The organism is Caulobacter hibisci, from assembly GCF_016135805.1.
Lineage (GTDB): Bacteria > Pseudomonadota > Alphaproteobacteria > Caulobacterales > Caulobacteraceae > Caulobacter > Caulobacter hibisci.
The window spans coordinates 399,079-416,260 of record NZ_JADWOX010000002.1 but is presented as its reverse complement, the minus strand read 5'-3'; the positions used below and the strand labels follow the sequence as shown (position 1 = coordinate 416,260).

The 17,182-nt window shown below is 70.4% G+C and carries 14 protein-coding genes; 5 read left to right on the top strand and 9 right to left on the bottom strand.

Going from position 1 to position 17,182, the window contains the following annotated elements:
• Positions 1-17: 17 nt before the first annotated feature.
• The 5 genes from I4Q42_RS05000 to I4Q42_RS04980 all read right to left on the bottom strand — a co-directional run bounded on the left by I4Q42_RS05000 (position 18) and on the right by I4Q42_RS04980 (position 6,570).
• Positions 18-662: a peptidylprolyl isomerase gene (locus I4Q42_RS05000; protein ID WP_198574962.1), complete on the bottom strand. Its 645-nt coding sequence runs from the start codon at positions 660-662 to the stop codon at positions 18-20.
• Between the two features lie 111 nt (positions 663-773).
• On the bottom strand, positions 774-1,721 hold the full coding sequence (locus tag I4Q42_RS04995) for an IS110 family RNA-guided transposase (RefSeq protein ID WP_198574961.1): 948 nt from the start codon (positions 1,719-1,721) through the stop codon (positions 774-776).
• Between the two features lie 308 nt (positions 1,722-2,029).
• Positions 2,030-2,911 carry a 4-(cytidine 5'-diphospho)-2-C-methyl-D-erythritol kinase gene (locus I4Q42_RS04990; protein WP_198574960.1) on the bottom strand — a complete coding sequence of 294 codons (882 nt, stop codon included), beginning with the start codon at positions 2,909-2,911 and terminating at the stop codon, positions 2,030-2,032.
• A gap of 32 nt (positions 2,912-2,943) precedes the next feature.
• Complete coding sequence (locus I4Q42_RS04985) at positions 2,944-4,680, bottom strand: tetratricopeptide repeat protein (protein ID WP_198574959.1); 1,737 nt, start codon at positions 4,678-4,680, stop codon at positions 2,944-2,946.
• A 216-nt stretch (positions 4,681-4,896) separates the two neighbouring features.
• Complete coding sequence (locus I4Q42_RS04980) at positions 4,897-6,570, bottom strand: electron transfer flavoprotein-ubiquinone oxidoreductase (protein ID WP_198574958.1); 1,674 nt, start codon at positions 6,568-6,570, stop codon at positions 4,897-4,899.
• Positions 6,571-6,737: 167 nt separating this feature from the next.
• On the opposite strand from I4Q42_RS04980, the gene I4Q42_RS04975 reads away from it, so the two are divergent.
• A complete protein-coding gene (locus I4Q42_RS04975; RefSeq protein WP_198574957.1) occupies positions 6,738-7,559 on the top strand; it encodes a uracil-DNA glycosylase in 822 nt (273 codons plus the stop codon).
• 65 nt (positions 7,560-7,624) lie between these two features.
• The gene (locus tag I4Q42_RS04970) at positions 7,625-9,193 is read left to right on the top strand and encodes a lytic transglycosylase domain-containing protein (RefSeq protein ID WP_198574956.1); all 1,569 of its coding nucleotides are present in this window, start codon (positions 7,625-7,627) and stop codon (positions 9,191-9,193) included.
• Positions 9,194-9,345: 152 nt separating this feature from the next.
• Here the strand turns inward: I4Q42_RS04970 and I4Q42_RS04965 are convergent, their stop codons facing one another.
• Both I4Q42_RS04965 and I4Q42_RS04960 read right to left on the bottom strand, forming a co-directional pair.
• Positions 9,346-11,112 (bottom strand): chloride channel protein, encoded by a 1,767-nt coding sequence (locus I4Q42_RS04965; protein WP_198574955.1) that lies wholly within the window; start codon positions 11,110-11,112, stop codon positions 9,346-9,348.
• Between the two features lie 121 nt (positions 11,113-11,233).
• Complete coding sequence (locus I4Q42_RS04960) at positions 11,234-11,725, bottom strand: cell wall biosynthesis glycosyltransferase (protein ID WP_198574954.1); 492 nt, start codon at positions 11,723-11,725, stop codon at positions 11,234-11,236.
• Positions 11,726-11,805: 80 nt separating this feature from the next.
• On the opposite strand from I4Q42_RS04960, the gene I4Q42_RS04955 reads away from it, so the two are divergent.
• The 3 genes from I4Q42_RS04955 to I4Q42_RS04945 all read left to right on the top strand — a co-directional run bounded on the left by I4Q42_RS04955 (position 11,806) and on the right by I4Q42_RS04945 (position 14,434).
• On the top strand, positions 11,806-12,912 hold the full coding sequence (locus tag I4Q42_RS04955; RefSeq protein ID WP_198574953.1) for a PA0069 family radical SAM protein: 1,107 nt from the start codon (positions 11,806-11,808) through the stop codon (positions 12,910-12,912).
• A gap of 221 nt (positions 12,913-13,133) precedes the next feature.
• Complete coding sequence (locus tag I4Q42_RS04950; protein WP_232792856.1) at positions 13,134-13,559, top strand: GFA family protein; 426 nt, start codon at positions 13,134-13,136, stop codon at positions 13,557-13,559.
• 92 nt (positions 13,560-13,651) lie between these two features.
• Complete coding sequence (locus I4Q42_RS04945; RefSeq protein ID WP_198574952.1) at positions 13,652-14,434, top strand: VOC family protein; 783 nt, start codon at positions 13,652-13,654, stop codon at positions 14,432-14,434.
• A 151-nt stretch (positions 14,435-14,585) separates the two neighbouring features.
• Here I4Q42_RS04945 and I4Q42_RS04940 read toward each other — a convergent pair whose 3' ends face one another.
• A complete protein-coding gene (locus I4Q42_RS04940; RefSeq protein WP_332873020.1) occupies positions 14,586-15,572 on the bottom strand; it encodes a class I SAM-dependent methyltransferase in 987 nt (328 codons plus the stop codon).
• 102 nt (positions 15,573-15,674) lie between these two features.
• Positions 15,675-16,904: a class I SAM-dependent RNA methyltransferase gene (locus I4Q42_RS04935; protein ID WP_198574950.1), complete on the bottom strand. Its 1,230-nt coding sequence runs from the start codon at positions 16,902-16,904 to the stop codon at positions 15,675-15,677.
• Positions 16,905-17,182 lie beyond the last annotated feature (278 nt).

Sequence of the window (17,182 nt, the reverse complement as noted above, 5' to 3'; positions counted from 1 at the left end):
AGGAGAGGGAAACCGCCCTACGGAACCCGCCTGGCCGAAACGATCTTCAGCGGCGGGTCGATGATCTGCCCCTTCATCACCGGATTGATCGCCTTGCCGGGTGTAGGCAGGGCCAGGATCTTCTGGGCCACGTCCATGCCCTCCACCACTGTGCCGAACGCGGCGAAGCCCAGGTTGTCGCCCGAGGCGGCCGGGTTGGCGTCCAGCCCCGGCGCGTCGCCGATCAGGATGAAGAAGTCCGAGGTCGCCGAGCCCGGCGCGTTACGGGCGATCGAGACGGTTCCGCTGACATGCTTGAGGCCGGTCTTGGTGGTCGACTCGTGGGCGATCGGCGGCAGCACCCGCTTGGGGTCGCCCTGCACCCCGCCCTGGATCAGCCCGTATTCCGGCGCGCCCGGGGCCCGCGAAGCCCGGAAGAAGGTCGCCCCGTCATAGCGCTTCTGGTCGACATAGCGCAGGAAGTTGGCCGTGGTGATCGGCGCTTCCTTGGTGTGCAGCGCGATGACGATCCGGCCGAGCGCGGTCTCGATGGCGACCCGGGTCGGCGGCTTTGGGGCCGGCTGCGGCGGTACGGCGGGCTGAGGCGCGGGCGTCGTTTCCTGGGCGTGCGCCGACGTGGCGGCGGCCGCAGCCGCGGCGGCGAGGAACAGGCGACGGTCCATATGTTGGCTCCAGTACGACACAAACGCCGGGAGACTAGGCGGAAACCACCCCATCTCAAAAGCATCGTCATCCCGGCCGAAGCGCGGCGAAGAGCCGGCGACTGTGTTTGTTCAAGCAGGCTTGAGCCATGGCTTACCGGACTTGAGCATGCCGTTGGCGGCGACGACGATCTTCCTGGCGATGGCGACGAGGGCGACGAGGGCGACCTTGGCGGGTTTTCCCGCTTGCCTCATGGCTTGGTACTCGCGCTTGAAACCCTTGTCGGAACGAGCGGCGCTGACGGCGGCCATGTAGAGGGCGGCGCGCACGCAGGGCCGGCCGCCGCCGATGTGAGCCTGGTCGGTTCGGGTTCCGCTCTGGTTGGGATGGGGCGCCAGGCCCGCCAGGCTGCCGACGGCCTTGCGGTCGAGGCTGCCAAGCTCGGGCAGGTCGGCCAGCAGGGTCATGCTGACGGCCGGGCCGACGCCGGGGATGGTCTGCAGCAGGGCCTGGCGGGCAGGACCGTCGTGAGCCTCCAGGATCAGGGCCTGCAACCGGGCCTCGATGTCGGCGCGTTCCTGGGCCAGCCAGGCGATCGCCCGACGGCAGCTGTCGGCGACGGCTTCGTCGAGGGACTGCTTGAGGCGGGTCTTCTCCATGGCCGCCATCTCCACCAACTGGCGGCGGCGGGTCGACAAGGCCCGGATCTCGAAGGCCCTGGCGCTGGGAACGGGTCGAGCGGCGTCCTGCATCAGCAGAGCAAATCGCGCGATCAGCCCCGCGTCCAGCCTGTCGGTCTTGGCCCGCCGTCCCTCGGCCGTCCGCAGGGCCGCGATCCGCTTGGGATCGACCACCCCGACCTCGAAGCCGGCCTGGGCCAGGCCGCGCACCAGGCGCGCGCCGTAGGTCCCGATCGACTCCAGCACCACCTTGGCCACGCCTTCGCGCGTCAGCCTCGCCACCAGCTCGGCCACGCCCGCTGGCGCATTGGCCAGTCGAAACACCTTGCCGGACGGGGCCAGGCCCACGTCCAGCCAATCACGTCCGACATCCACGCCGGCCGCGCACGCATGCGTCATGGCTCCGCTCCTGTGTTCGAGCTCGGACGCCTGGCGTCCCGCCCGTGCGACTGTTCGGAAAAGCTGACTGGCGGGCGCGCCCTTGCCGGCTAACGGCCTAAAGGCCAGGGACCCAGCGAGCTACGCCCGACACCCATCAAGCTCGCGCTCGACATGCATCACAATACACAGGGACCCAGGGGTCGCCGCACAACACGGGCTACACGCCGGGCGGCTACCTTGGCGCGGCGCCCAGTCCCTCTGGGTCCCGGGTCTGCGGCGCCGCGCGCCTTCGCCCGGGATGACGGGCTGAGGATGGACGGGATGAGCTAGAACGGCCCGCCGAGGCGGCAGCGCTTCACCCACCAGTCGGGCCGCATCGCCTCGATGCGCTCGGCCAGGCCCTCGGCCTCGATGTCGCCGGCGCAGAGCGCGAAACAGGTCGCGCCCGAGCCCGACATCCGCGTCAGCAGCGCCTCGGGCTCGCCGGCCAACAGGTCCAGCACCTGCCCGATACGCGGCTCCAGCGCCACGGCCGGAGCCTGCAGGTCGTTGCGGGTTAGGGCCGCCAGCCAGGCGCAGACCTCTTCGGCGCTCTCGAAGGCGTCGGGCGTCGGCGGCGGCGCTTCGCCGCGCGGATCGACGGCGGCGTCATAGGCGCGATAGACCGCGCCGGTCGGCGACGGGACCAGCGGATTGACCAGCACCGCGTGCAACTGCGGCAGCTCGGGAGCCGGCGACAGCCGCTCTCCCCTGCCCTGCGCGATCACCGGCCGGCCCCACAGGCACGGCACGCCGTCGGCGCCGAGCGATCCGGCCACCGCCTCGAGCTGCGCGTCCGACACCGACAGTTCCAGGGCCTCGCGCAGCAGCCGCAGGGCCGCGCCGGCGTCGCTGGAGCCGCCGCCCAGGCCGGCGGCGATCGGCAAAGCCTTGTCGAGGATCAGCCGCACCGGCGGGACCGGCCCGCCGGCCGCCTCGTGCAAAGCGCGGGCGGCGCGGACCACCAGGTTGCCGCCGTCGACCGGGATCTCGCCGCCGAACCGGCCGGTGGTCTCGAAGCTCGGCGCATCGGCCGGCTGGATCGACACCGTGTCGCCGACGTCGGCGAACACCATCAGGCTCGACAGCGGATGATAGTTCTCCGCATCGGGCCTGCCGACGTGCAGGAACAGATTGACCTTGGCCGGGGCGAAGGCGGAACGGCGCATCGGGCTATCCAGAAGAATTCGAGGGCCAAGCCCTACAGCGCGTCGGCGCCGTTGGCCACGGTCGGGGCCTTGGCGGGACCCTTGGACCCCAGGCCGTCCTTCAGCTTGGCCTCGGCGGCGGCCTTCTGCTCGGGCGTCGGCTCCAGGCTCAGCACCCGACGCCACTGGAACTGGGCCTCGGTCTTGCGGCCCAGGCGCCAGTAGACGTCGCCCAGGTGATCGTTGATGTCCGGATCGCCGGGCTCGAACTCGATGGCCTGCTCCAGCATCTCGACGGCGGCCTTATCGTCGCCCAGGCGGTGATAGGCCCAGCCCAGGGAATCGAGCATGGCCCCCGACTGCGGATTGGCCTTCACGGCCTTCTGGACCATGGCCAGGGCTTCGGGCAGGCGCTCGTTGCGGTCGATCCACGAGTAGCCGAGATAGTTCAGCAGCTCCGGCTCCTCGGGATTGAGGCTGAGGGCCTGCTGCAAGTCGCGCTCGGCGTCGGGCCAGCGCCCGGCCCGCTCCAGCGACACGCCGCGCATGTAGAGCAGGCGCCAGTCGGGCTTATCCTTCTCGGCGGCGACCAGCGGGTCGATCACCGCCACCGCGTCGGCCCAGCGGTCGTTGGCCCGCAGCAGGTCGGCATAGACCAGCTGGGCGCTGCGGCCCGCGCCGAGAACCTTGGCGGCGGCCTCCGCGATGGCCAGGGCCTTGTCCTTGTCGCCGGCGCTCTGCAGCGTCCAGGCGATCTTGCCCTGGGCTGCGGCATAGCGGGCCGAGCCGGCCGGCACCTTGGCGTAGGCCGCCCGGGCCGCCTCGGGATCGCCGCCCTGGTCGAGCAGGTCGCCGACCATCAGCAGCGCGTCCTCGCGCTTGGGATCCAGGTGCAGGGCCAGGCGCAGATAGGCCAGGGCGAACTGGCTCTGCCGCTCGTTGCTGAACACCGCCGCGCAGGCGACCAGGGCGTTGGCCGCGCCCTGGCGGACGGTGGCCAGAGGCGGCGGAGCCTTGCGGCCGGCGGCGCGGGCGCGCGCATCCAGCAGGGCCGAGTCGGTCGGCGCCTGGGCCAGCAGGGAATCATAGAGGGCCACGGCCTCGTCGCGGCGCTTGCGGCGCTCCAGGAACGCGCCGTAGTCGATGGCGAACATCGGCCGCACGGCCTCGATGTCCATCAGCGCCTTGAACTCGGTTTCGGCCTCGGCGGTCTTGCCGGCCCGCTCCAGGATCTCGGCGCGGCCCAGGCGGCCGAAATACTGCACGAGACGATCGTTGCGCAGCTCGGGCTGGACCTGGGACTTGGCGGCGTCGCCGGCGGCCGCGGCGGCCCACGGCGTCAGCAGGGTCACGGCCGGGCGGTGCGGAAACCCAAGGCCGGGATCGGCGAGCAGGGCCTGGGCTTCCTTGCCCTTGCCGCGCGACAGGAAGTCGACCGACTGGGTCAGCAGGGCCAGGCGGCGCACGCCCTCGGTCCCGCCCGGCGCGACCGGCGCCAGTTGTGCGGCGCGGGTGACATCGCCGGCCAGCAGCGAGGCGGTGAAGGCACGCTCGCCCAGCAGGCCGGGGTCTTCGCCCAGGTTGCGGGCGGCCTGGAAATAGGCGGCGGCCTCGTCGCTGCGGCCGTCCTCGAGCGCGGCCTGGCCGGCCAGGAACTGTCCGTAGGCCGAACGCCCCTCCCACGGCGCGCTCCACCCGTCGGCGGAACCGCGCAAGGTCGGCCCCGACGTTGCGCAGGCGGCCAGCACGGCGGTGGAGGCCAGGGACAGGAGGACTCGAAGACGCATCATCCGGCCACCCTGTTCGGTTTCAGGGCCTCGTTCAAGCGTCCTTCTCCCCTTGCGGGAGAAGGTGTCATCCGAAGGATGACGGATGAGGGGTCGCACGAACGAAAAACGCCGCGACAGCTGATCGGCTGTCGCGGCGTCTTGCTTTTGAGAGACCCCTCACCCGACCCCCGCCTTCGCGGGGGCCACCCTCTCCAGCAAGGGGAGAGGGAAAGAGCCCTACATATTCGGATAGTTCGGGCCGCCGCCGCCTTCCGGCGTCGTCCAGACGATGTTCTGCGACGGATCCTTGATGTCGCAGGTTTTGCAGTGGACGCAGTTCTGGGCGTTGATCTGGAACTTCGGATTGGCGCCCTGCTCGTCGTACAGCACCTCGTAGACGCCGGCCGGGCAGTAGAGACGCGCCGGCTCGCCGTACTTGGGCAGGTTGACCGAGATCGGGATCGACGGATCCTTCAGCTTCAGGTGAGCCGGCTGGTCTTCCTCGTGATTGGTGGCCGACAGGAACACGCTCGACAGCTTGTCGAAGCTGATCACGCCGTCGGGCTTGGGATAGACGATCGGCTTGTAGTCCTTGGCCAGGCCGGTCGAGGCCGCATCGGTCTTCTCGTGCTTCAGCGTGCCGAAGAACGAGAACCCGCCCAGCAGGTGCGTGCACCACATGTCGAACAGGCCGACGGCGCCGCCCAGGGCGGTGCCCAGCTTGCCCAGCAGCGGCTTGGCGTTGCGGACGACCTTCAGTTCCTTGGCGACCCAAGAGTTCTCGAAGGCGGTCTCGTACTCGACCAGGGCGTCGCCCTCGCGGCCGGCGGCGATGGCCTTGAACGCTTCTTCGGCGGCCAGCATGCCGGTCTTCATGGCGTTGTGGCTGCCCTTGATGCGGGGCACGTTGACGAAGCCCGCCGAGCAGCCGATCAGCACGCCGCCCGGGAACGACAGCTTCGGGATCGACTGATAGCCGCCCTCGGTGATGGCCCGCGCGCCGTAGGCGATGCGCTTGCCGCCTTCCAGGTGCGGCTTGACCGAGGGGTGCTGCTTGAAGCGCTGGAACTCGTCGAACGGCGAAATCCACGGGTTCTTGTAGTTCAGATGCACCACGTAGCCGATGGACACGTAGTTGTCCCCGAAGTGGTACATAAAGCTGCCGCCGCCCGTCTGGTTGTCCAGCGGCCAGCCGGTGGTGTGCTGGGCCAGGCCGGGCTGGTGCTTGTCGGCCGGGATCTGCCACAGCTCCTTGATGCCGATGCCGTACTTCTGCGGAGACTTGCCGGCGTCGAGCTCGAACTTGGCGATCAGCTGCTTGGCCAGCGAGCCGCGCACGCCCTCGGCGATGAACACGTACTTGCCGTGCAGCTCCATGCCCGGCTGGTAGTCGCTCTTCTCATGGCCGTCCTTGGCGATGCCGACCACGCCGACGACCACGCCCTTCAGCGAGCCGTCCTCGCGCCAGACCGTGTCCGAGGCGGCGAAACCCGGATAGATCTCCACGCCCAGCTCTTCGGCCTGGGCGGCCAGCCAGCGGGTGACGTTGCCCAGCGAGGCGATGTAGCAGCCGTGGTTGTGCATGAACGGCGGCATGGCGAACATCGGCAGGCTGGCCTCGCCCTGCGGGCCGAGCAGCAGGAACTTGTCCTTGGTGACCGGCGTCTCCAGCGGCGCGCCGCGTTCCTTCCAGTCGGGGAACAGCTCGTTCAGCGCCTTGGGATCGATGACCGCGCCCGACAGGATGTGGGCGCCGACTTCCGAGCCCTTCTCGACCAGGGCCACGCTGATTTCGCTTCCGGCCGTCGCGGCCAGCTGCTTCAGACGGATGGCCGCCGACAGGCCCGCCGGGCCGCCCCCGACGATGACGACGTCGTATTCCATCGACTCGCGTTCGAGGACTTCACTCATGGCTTCTCCCGCCCCAGGCTCTTGAGTGGAGCCTGCCTTCTTCCTGTTTGAGTCGAACCTTATCCGAACGTGACGCCACGGCGGTCAAGGAAAACCGGATAGTTTTTGTTGCACCGCAGCGCGGACAGATCGGTGACGCAGCCCATTATACTCGCTAGAGAAACCCCATGAGCCTCGCCGTCGATCCGCGCGCCGTCGAAAGCCTGCTGGCCTTCTGGGCCGATGCGGGCGTCGAGGCCTGCTACGCCGACGAGCCGATCGACCGCCTGGCCGAGGGCGCGGCCCTGCTGCGGGCCCGTAGCCAACCTCAGCCGGTCGTGGTCGCCGCCCCTCCCCCGCGCCCCGGCGCGTTCGGCGGCGTCGACATCGGCGCGGCCGTCGCGGAGGCCAAGCAACTGGCCGCCGCCTGCAACGACCTCGAAAGCCTGGCCGCCGCCATCGCCGCCTTCGACGGCTGTCCGCTGAAGACGCAAGGCGCCAAGCAGGCGGTGTTCTCGCGCGGTCCCGGCGACGCGCCGGTCATGGTCATCGGCGAAGGCCCCGGCGCCGAAGAAGACGCTCGCGGCGAGCCCTTCGTCGGCCGGGCCGGCCAACTGCTGGACCGCATGCTGAAGGCCGCCGGCCTGCAGGAGCGGGCCTTCATCACCAACACCGTCTTCTGGCGCCCGCCGGGCAACCGCACGCCCACGCCCCAGGAGCAGGCCGTCTGCGCCCCGTTCGTCGAGCGGGCCATCGTTCTGGTCAAGCCGAAGCTGATCCTGCTGGTCGGCGGCGCCTCGGCAAAGAGCATGCTGCGCCGCGAGGAGGGCATATTGTCGCTTCGCGGCCGCTGGTTCGAATGGCGCTCCGAGGACGGCGCAAACGCCGTTCCGGCCTTGCCCAGCTTGCATCCGGCCTTCCTGCTGCGCCAGCCGGCGGCCAAGAAGAAGGCCTGGCAGGACCTGCTGATGCTGGCCGAAAGGCTTGATCGGCCCGAAAGGCCCCATTAAACAAACCGCTGACCAGTCGGAACGGGGACGCGCGCCGCCTTCTTGAGGCCTTGCGCGGATACGATTTGCAGCTTTTCGCTCGCCCTCTGGCCGTTGTCTCGGCCCTTGCGCTCTGCCTGAACCTCGCCGCGCCCGCGGTGCGGGCCGCGGGGCTCGAGCCCCTGTCGGACAACGACCAGCGCTACTACCAGGCCGCCTTCGGGGCCGCCGAGCGCGGCGATTTCGACGCCGCCGAAGCCGCCTTCGCCAACACCCGCGACCGCAGCCTGATCGGCAAGCTGTCGTTCACCCGGCTGATGCACCCCAGCGCCTATTCGGCCAGCTACGACGACCTGACCGGCTGGCTGAAGCTCTATGGCGACGAGGCCGGCGCCGACCGCGTCTACGCCCTGGCCCTGAAGCGCAAGCCGGCCCGCGCGGCCGAGCCCAAGCCCCCCGAACTGTTCGTCGGCGTCGCCCAGAGCGGCAAGATCGCCGCCGGCCCCGCCGACAAGGGCCGCGCCGCCCGCGAGGCCTACTATTCCGGCGACGTGAAGACCGCCCTGAAGCTGGCCAAGCTGTCGGGCGAGCGCTGGATCGCCGGCCTGTCGTCGTTCCGCCTGGAATCCTACGCCGACGCGCGCGGCTATTTCGAGCAGGTCGCCCACGACGAGGGCCAAGACGACTGGCTGCGCGCCGCCGCCGCCTTCTGGGCCGCGCGCTCGGCCGGCATGGTCGGCGACAAGGACGGCGTCCGCTCCCTGCTGAACCAGGCCGCCCAGGCGCCTCAGACCTTCTACGGCATGATCGCCGGCCGCCAGCTGGCCATGGCGGGCCTCGCCGTCGCCAACGATCCGGACGATCCGATCGCCGCCCTGATCACCCGCGTCTCCTACAGCGGCCCCGATCCGGCTTCGCTCAGCAAGCTGCTGGCCTCGGACATCCGCGCCCGCCGCGCCGCCTCCCTGGCCCAGCTGGGCCGCTGGAACGAGGCCGGCGCCGAGCTGCGCGCAGGCCTTTCCCTGGCCGCCGACGACAAGGCCCGCGCCGACTGGAGCGCCCTGACCCTGGCGCTCAACGCCCGCGCCCCGTTCAACGCCGGCCGCCCGGTCAAGAAGATCGGCGGCGAGGACTATCCCCTGCCCGAGCTGGCCCCCAAGGGCGGCTTCACGATCAGCAAGGCCCTGGTCTACGCCCTGGTGCGCCAGGAAAGCCGCTTCGACCCGATGGCCGTCTCAGGCGCCGGGGCCGTGGGCCTGATGCAGCTGATGCCCGTGGCCGCCGCCCGCGCCGCCGGCGACGACAAGCTGCTGGCCGACAACACCCCGCTGTTCGACCCGGCCTTTAACCTGCGGGTCGGCCAGGACTATTTTACCTGGCTGATGGACCGCGGCCTGCAGAGCCCCGACATCCTGCGCGCCGTCGCCGCCTACAACGGCGGCCCGGGCACCCTGCTGAAGGTGCAGCAGCAGCTGGGCGCCGACTGCGACAGCCTGCTGCTGATCGAAAGCCTGCCCGCCGTCGAGACCCGCAACTACGTCGAAAAGGTCATGGCCTCCTACTGGACCTACCGCCGCCTGCTCGGCGCGGAGACCAAGACGCTGGACGCGGTGGCCAGCGGCCAGCGGGTGATCGATTTCCGGCTGGATATGTAGAACGCCAAAAGGAACCTCTCCCTGTGGGGGGAGGTGATCGCGAAGAGATCGGTGGGGGGCGTGACCGCTGAACTTCCACCACAGCGGAAGCTGAAAACGTCCCCCCACCGGCCTTCGGCCGCCTACCCCCACAGGGAGAGGTTCCTGATGATCTACCCCGCCTCCCCCGTAAGCTCCCGCCGCGCCTTCTCCAGCTCTTCTGCATAGCGCCGCGTCGCGTAGGCCTCCGACAGCACGCCCAGGACGTTGCGCTTGTCGTCGATCACCGCCAGTTCGTCGGTCTCGCCGTGGTCGAAGGCGCGCATGACGTCCTTGATGGTCTGGTCGGGCTTCAGCACCGTGTCGGCGTTGATCGCCAGGCTCGACACGGCCTTGTCGCCGTCGCCGCCCTCGACATAGGCCTTGGCGGTCGGGATCAGGCCGGCATAGAGCCCTGCCTCGTCGACCATGATCACCCGCTTGGTCGAACCCAGAGGGAAGCGGCGGCGGAACTCGGCCAGGGTGGTGGAGGCCGGCACGGTCTGGACGTCCTTGCGCATCATCCGCCCGGCGCTCAGCGGCCGCATCCACGAGACGTCGTGGGCGCTGCGGATGGTCTCGCCGCGCAGGTGCAGCCGCCAGGTCGAGAACGAATAGCCGAAGGTCTCGCGGACCATGGCGCTGGCGATCATCGAGGCCACCAGGGCCGCCGCCGCCACGGTGAAGTCGCCGGTCGCCTCCAGCACCAGGAACGACATGGTGAAGGGGCCGCCGACCACGGCAACGCCCAGCGCAGCCATGCCGACCAGGGCCGCCACCGTGGGGTCCAGGCTCGGCGCCCAGGGGATCAGAAGCGACAGCGCCGAGAACACCTGGCCGATCAGCGCCCCCAGGAACAGCGAGGCGAAGAACAGGCCGCCCCGGAAGCCGAAGCTCAGCGAGATCACCGAGGCCAGGGCCTTCATCGCCAGCAGCAGCACCAGCATCTTCAGCGGCAGGTCCGTCATCAGGTTCAGGTGCAGCGCCCCGTGCCCCGCCGACAGGGTCTGGGGCGTCACCAGGGCCAGGGCGGCGAGCCCGACGCCGCCGATCGCCGGCCGCAGCCAGCGCGGGATCGGCGAGCGGGTTACCAGCCGCTCGGCATTGGCGACCAGCCGCATCAGGGCGATGCCCAGCACCGCGCTGACCAGGCCCAGCAGGGCGTAGAGGCCGTAGTCGGTCCACGACTGCACCGCCTGGGTGTCGGTCTTCAGCAGATAGGGGATCGCGCCCATCTTGCCGGCCACCAGCACCGCGGCCAGGGCGGCGGCGGCCACGGGGGCCAGGTTGGCGACGGTATAGGCCCCGATGACGATCTCGAAGGCGTAGAAGGCTCCGGTCAGGGGCGCCCCGAACGCGGCGGCAATCGCCGCCCCCGCCCCGGCTCCGACCAGGGTGCGCATGTCCGCTCGGCGCAGGTTCAGCCGCTGGCCGGCGAACGAGGCCGCCGCCGCGCCGGCCTGGGCGTAGGCCGCCTCCAGCCCCACCGAGGCCCCCACCCCGTTCGACAGCATGGTCTGGCCGCAGATGAAGGCGCTGTCCTTCATCGACAGCCGCCCGCCGTGCAGGGCGTTGGCCTCCACCGGGTCGACGGCCGGACGCGGCCGGTACTTCGCCCAGGCCCAGCCCGCCGCGCCCAGCAGCAGGCCGCCGATCGGGATGGCCAGCAGCCGCCAGGGCGCGACATGGGTCTGGGCGCTGAGCCGCTCGTTGACGTCGATCTGGAACAGCAGCATCTGCAGGCCGTGGGCCACCTGGGCCTGCACGACCGCGAAGGTCCCGGCCGCCATGCCGATCAGGGTGGCCACGGCGATCAGCCATAGCTCGCTCGACCGGATTCGCCGCCTCAGCCAGCCGACGCCCTTGACGGAAACGGCGGCGGAGGCGTGAGCGAGCGACATGAGCTTCGATAACGCGGGGACGATATCGACTGCAACGCCCCTTCTCCCCTTGCGGGAGAAGGTGTCGACGAAGTCGACGGATGAGGGGTCGAAAGCCCTGTCCGCAAGCTTCGGAGAGGGATCAGAGAACGATCCGCCGCGCCTTCAGCCGTCCCGCCAACGCCTTCTCCGGCGCCAAACCCGCGAACCCGACCCCCGCCGCATAGTCCAGCCGCCGCACCAGCACCCCCAGCGGCGCCGCCGTCAGCCGCGCAAGCATCCCGCCAGCCGGAACCAGCAGGGCCGCCGCCCCCGCGCCGCCGGCCAGATGCGCCTCGACCGGCCCGCGCCAAGCGTCGGGCAGCGCGCGCGCCGGATCCAGCGTCAGGATCCAGTCGCCCCGCGCCACGGCCGCGCCCGCCGCCAACAGCGCGCCCCGGTCGCCCGAGGCCGCCACGAACCGCGCGCCGCTGTCCTCGATCAGGGCGTCGAGCCCCGGCTCCGCGACGCCGACGATCACGGCCTCCTTGACCAGGCCGTCGACAGCGGCCGGGACCAACTGAGCCAGCAGTTGGGCGAGCGCATGCACTGACGCTGAGTCGGGCGCGACGGCGGGAAGGATCACGGAGATCATGCACTCGCCTTTGCGGCCCGCGTCGAAAGGCGTCAAGCTTGGTTCTTGTTATGTTCTCATTTCGGGCGTAGCATTCGTCCATGCTGTCGCGCCGCTCCTTCACCGACACCGCCTACAAGACCGGCACGACCGCCCTGCGCGGTCGCGGGGCGCGCAGCAATGAGACCGGCCGCTACGAGAGCCAGACCTCCGAGCCCTTCGAGGACGGATGGACCGAGGAGGACAACGCCGCCAGGCCGCTGACCACCAGCGTCCTGGCCATGAAGTCCAAGACCGTCATCGCCCGCAACAAGAGCCCCGACGTCGGCTTCGACCGCTCGATCAACCCCTATCGCGGCTGCGAACATGGCTGCATCTACTGCTACGCCCGGCCCGCCCACGCCTATCTCGGCCTCTCGCCCGGCCTCGACTTCGAGAGCAAGCTGTTCTTCAAGCTCGAGGCCGGCAAGCTGCTCGACCGCGAGCTGTCCAAGCCGACCTACAAGGTCGGCAGCGTCCATATCGGCGGCGACACCGACCCCTACCAGCCGCAGGAACGGGGGCTTCGCGTCACCCGGGGCGTGCTGGAGACGCTCAGCCGCTTTCGCCACCCGTTCTCGATCATCACCAAGTCGGCCCTGATCACCCGCGACCTCGACATCCTGGGCGAGATGGGCAAGGCGGGCCTGGCCCGGGCGGCCGTGTCGATCACCACCCTGGACCGCCGCCTGGCCCGCAGCATGGAGCCCCGCGCCGCCACGCCCGAGCGCCGGCTCGACGCCGTGCGTCAGCTCTCCGAAGCCGGCGTGCCGACCATCGTCATGTTCGCCCCGGCCATCCCCTCGCTGAACGATCACGAGATGGAGGCGGTGCTGGAAAAGGCCAAGGCGGCCGGCGCGGTGGCGGCCGGCTATGTCGCCATCCGTCTGCCGATGGAGATCCACGGCCTGTTCGAGCAGTGGCTGGCCTCCGACCATCCCGACCGCGCCAAGCGGGTGATGTCGCTGGTGCGCCAGATGCGCGGCGGGGCGGCCTATGACAGCGAATTCGGCAAGCGCATGACCGGCGAAGGCCCGATCGCCGAGGTGCTGAACCAGCGCTTCCACGCCGCCCTGCGCCGCTTCGAACTCGACAGGCCCCTGCCCCGTCTCGACATCACCCAGTTTCGCGTCCCGCCCAAGGCGGGGGACCAGCTGAGTTTGTTCTAGGTCGCGTATCCACCCTCCCGCGTCATCCCGGAAAGCGCATGGCGCTTATCCGGGACCCAGGGGCCGCCGCAGTGTACCGGCCATCTCGCTGGTGGCCAGTCCCAGCGCCGCGCCCAGTCCCCTGGGTTCCGGCTCTACGCTGCGCTCCGGCCGGGATGACGACGGTGGAGGGAGCGGAGGATGAACGTCCACGCTTGCGTCTGTCACACGGAGGCCCACCAATGCCGACCATGACGACCGAACACCGTTACGCTGGCGGATGCCTGTGCGGCGCCGTGCGCTGGAGCGCCACGGGCGCGCCGCTGTATCAGGGCTTCTGCTGCTGCGCCGACTGCCGCAAGGCGTCCGGCTCGGGCTTTGTGCCGTTCATGGGCTTCCCGGCCGCCGTCGTGACCATCACCGGCGAAACCCTCAAGGTCCGGTCGCCGACCTTCAAGGGCGGGATCGCCTTGCGCAACGCCTGCCCGACCTGCGGCGGCCTGGTGTTCGGCGGCGAGGTCGGGGTCGACGCCAGCCACACGATCTATGCCGGCTCGCTGGACGACGCGACGCAGTTCGCGCCGACCATGGCCCTCTTCCTGCGCGACAAACCCGCCTGGGTGGCGCTGCCCGAGGGCCTGGCGACCTTCGAGACCATGCCGGACTAGAAAATCATCAACACAGCTTTCGGGACGGACGCGCCCCGTTCGTCCTGGCCAAGAACCGCCCGAGTCGGGGCGCCAGAAAAGGGAGAACGGGCATGACGGAAACGAGCGGAAAGTTCGGCTGGTACGAGCTGATGACCACCGACGTCGAGGCCGCCAGCGCCTTCTACGCCAAGGTCGTGGGCTGGACGCCGACCGACTCCGGCCTGCCCGGCCCCACGCCCTACACCATCCTCAATGCCGGGGCGGCCCCGGTCGGCGGCGTTTTCACGCCCGAGAGCGGCTGCCCGGAGGGCTCGCGCCCCGGCTGGATCGGCTACATCTTCGTCGATGACGTCGACGCCTATGTGGAAAAGGTCACCGCCGCCGGCGGCTCGGTGTTCATCCCCGCCGACGACATCCCCGCGGTCGGCCGCTTTTCCGTGGTCGCCGACCCGTACGGCGCGGTGTTCACCCTGTTCAAGCCGTTCCCGCAGGACCAGGCCCCGCCGCAAGCGCCGGACCTGACGCCGGGAACCTTCGGCTGGCGCGAGTTGATGGCCGGCGACCTCGACGGCGCCTTCGCCTTCTATTCGGGCCTGTTCGGCTGGGTGAAGACCCAGGCCATCGACATGGGTCCGATGGGCACCTACCAGCTGTTCGCCTACGAGGCCGGCGGTCCGGACGCCGGCGGCATGATGACCAAGCCGGCCGACTTGCCGGTGTCGTTCTGGAACTACTACGCCCAGGTCGACAGCGCCTCGGCCGCCCGCGACCGCGCCCTGGCCGCCGGAGCCACCACGATGATGGACGTCCACCAGGTGCCCGACGGCAGCTGGATCTACATGGGGAGCGACCCGCAGGGGGCGGGGTTCGCCGTGGTGAGCACCAACCAATAGCCCTCTCCCCTTGCGGGAGAGGGTGGCCCGCGAAGCGGGTCGGGTGAGGGGCCGATCAGCCGCCAAGGCGGAACGACCGGGCGTGGCGTCCAAGTTCTACCCCTCATCCGTCGTCCCTCGGACGACACCTTCTCCCGCAAGGGGAGAAGGATCATTTGGCGAGCAGCAACGCCTTGGTCAGGAACGCCTTGTCCTGCCCCACCACCCGCAGCCCCGCCGCGGCGAACAGGGCCGGCAGGTCTTCCTCTGCATAACTGCCGTAGAACGGCTCGTGGAAATAGGCCGGGAAGGCCTCCAGCATCCGGGCCAGCTGCGGCTCGTCGGAGGGCTGGACGGAGTCGGCGAAGGCCATGACGCCGCCGGGCTTCAGCACCCGGGCCAGTTCGGCGGCGACGATCGGGCGCACGCGCGGCGGCAGTTCGTGGAACAGGTAGACGCAGGTGACGGCGTCCAGGCTGCCGTCCCCGAAGGGAAGATGCTCGGCATTGGCCTGCACCGTACCCCGGCCAGAGCGCGTGCGCGCCTCGCTCAGATAGGCCGGCGACAGGTCGACGCCCGCCAGGGCCGCGCGCGGGAAGGCCTGGGCGAGATCGCGCAGAAACGCGCCAGAACCACAGGCGACATCGACCGCCGCCAGGACCCGCTGGTCTCGCCCCCGCCAATGCCTGGCCAGCAGCGACAGCGCCCGGCGGCGCATGGCGCCGGCCGCGCCGGAGAACAGCGCCTCGACCTGGGCGTCGTAGCGACGGGCGCTCTCGGCGGTGAACCAGCCGCCCGACTGATAGTGGAAGTTCTGCCGGTAATAGGCCGGATAGCCCTGGCTTTTAGGATCGTCGCGCACCTCGACCCCGTCGCCGCGCCGGCGGCGCTGGTCGACCTCGCGGGCGTCGGCCAGGAAGTCCCAGGCCTTGAGGATCGAGGCGGCCGGATCGACCGGCGCGTCCTCCATCGGCGGATAGAGGCCGGCGGCGACGTCGGCGGCGTCCTTCTCGAAGGCGGCGAAATAGGCGCGGCGCAGGCGGCCCTGCGACACCGGCGGGGCGTCGGAGGCAAAGCGCGGCGCGGCCTTGCCCTCGGTCGGCCGGGTCATGAACTTGGCCAGGCCCCCGGCGGCGGTCCACCAGGCGGCCTTGGCCACGGCCTTGCTCCGCTGGGCGGCGGCGTCGAGCGCGAAGGCTCCTCGCCCGCCCCCTTCTCTCTCGCCTAAGTCCCTATCGCTCCGGCCTCGGCTCATGTCGCCTCATCGCGAGAACACCCCGACCAGCTCAATATGCGGCGACCACAGGAACTGGTCCACCGGCAACACCTTCTCCAGCTTGAAGCCGGCGTCGATCAGGATGCCGGCGTCGCGGGCGAAGGTGGCCGGATTGCACGACACCCCGACCACGCGCGAGACCTTGGAGATGGCGATCTCCCGCGTCTGCTCCAGCGCCCCGGCGCGCGGCGGGTCGAAGACCACCGCGTCCATCTTGTTGAGCTCGCTCGACAGCACCGGCCGGCGGGTCAGGTCGCGGGCCTCGGCGACGATGGCCTTCAGGCCCGGGGCCGAGCCCACGGCCGCCTTCAGCGCTGCGATGGCCGGCTCGGCGAAGTCGGCGGCATAGACGCCCGACTCCTGGGCCAGGCGGAAGGTGAAGGTGCCCACGCCGCTAAAGAGGTCGGCGACCTTCGCCGCGCCCGCCACGTGCTGCACGGCGAAGTCGGCCATGGCCTTTTCGGCGGCCGGCACGGCCTGCAGGAACGAGCCGGCCGGCAGCGGCACGATGGCCGGCCCCAGCTTCACCAGCGGCTGGCGGGCCATGTACAGCACCTCGCCGGCCAGGGTGACGCGGGCGAAGTCGAACTCGCCGGCGATCATCGCCGCCTGCACCCGGGCGTCGGCCGACAGCCCGCCGCTCTTGCGCTCGACGCCGGTGACGTCGATGTCCAGGCCCGTGCCGGTCAGGGTGACGTGCAGGGTCGGGGCCGACTTGGGGTGCTCCAGGAACGGCTGGGCCAGACGCGCCAGGCCCGGCAGGGCGGCGACGATCTTCGGGTGGGTGACCGGGCATTCCTCGATCTTGACCAGGTTCCAGGAGCGGCGCTCCTTGAAGCCCAGGCGCACCCCGCCCTTGCCGCCGCGCGCGTGCAGCGCCACCCGGCGACGCGAGGCCGGCGGCGAGGCGATGGTCGGCAGGATCTCGGTCTCGATCCGCTCGCGCTTCAGCTCGAACCGCACCTGGTCGCGCTTCCAGTCGAGATAGGGCGTCATGTCCCAGTGCTGCAGGGCGCAGCCGCCGCAGTGGCCGAAATGCTTGCAGGGCGGCGCGACGCGCTCGGGGCTGGCCTCGAGGATGTCGACCAGCTCGCCGCGCGGGCCTTCCATCCGGGCGGTGATCTTCTCGCCCGGCAGGGTCAGCGGCACGAAGGCCGGGCCGGCGGCCACGCCGTCGCCCTGGCCGCCGATGGCGTCGATAGTCAGTTCACGCATTCAAAGTCGCCTTGGCAATCGCCTCAGGGGAACCGCTTCGGGCTCCGATCCGTTCAAGCCTCGCCGTGGGCGTGGCCGCAATTTCGCCTCGTCCGCGCCAAGTTCGACGCCGAAGAAGCCTGTTCGAGCGCGTCCATACCCTATTCGGCGCCCGCGTGCGTGGACGAACTGGTGCGTGAACGAAGATGAACGGTCCGGTCAACGGCCGTTCAGCTAGCGCTTGGCATGGTGCGAACAACGGACGGTCCCCCGATCGTCAGGCAAGCTTTCTGGCCCGG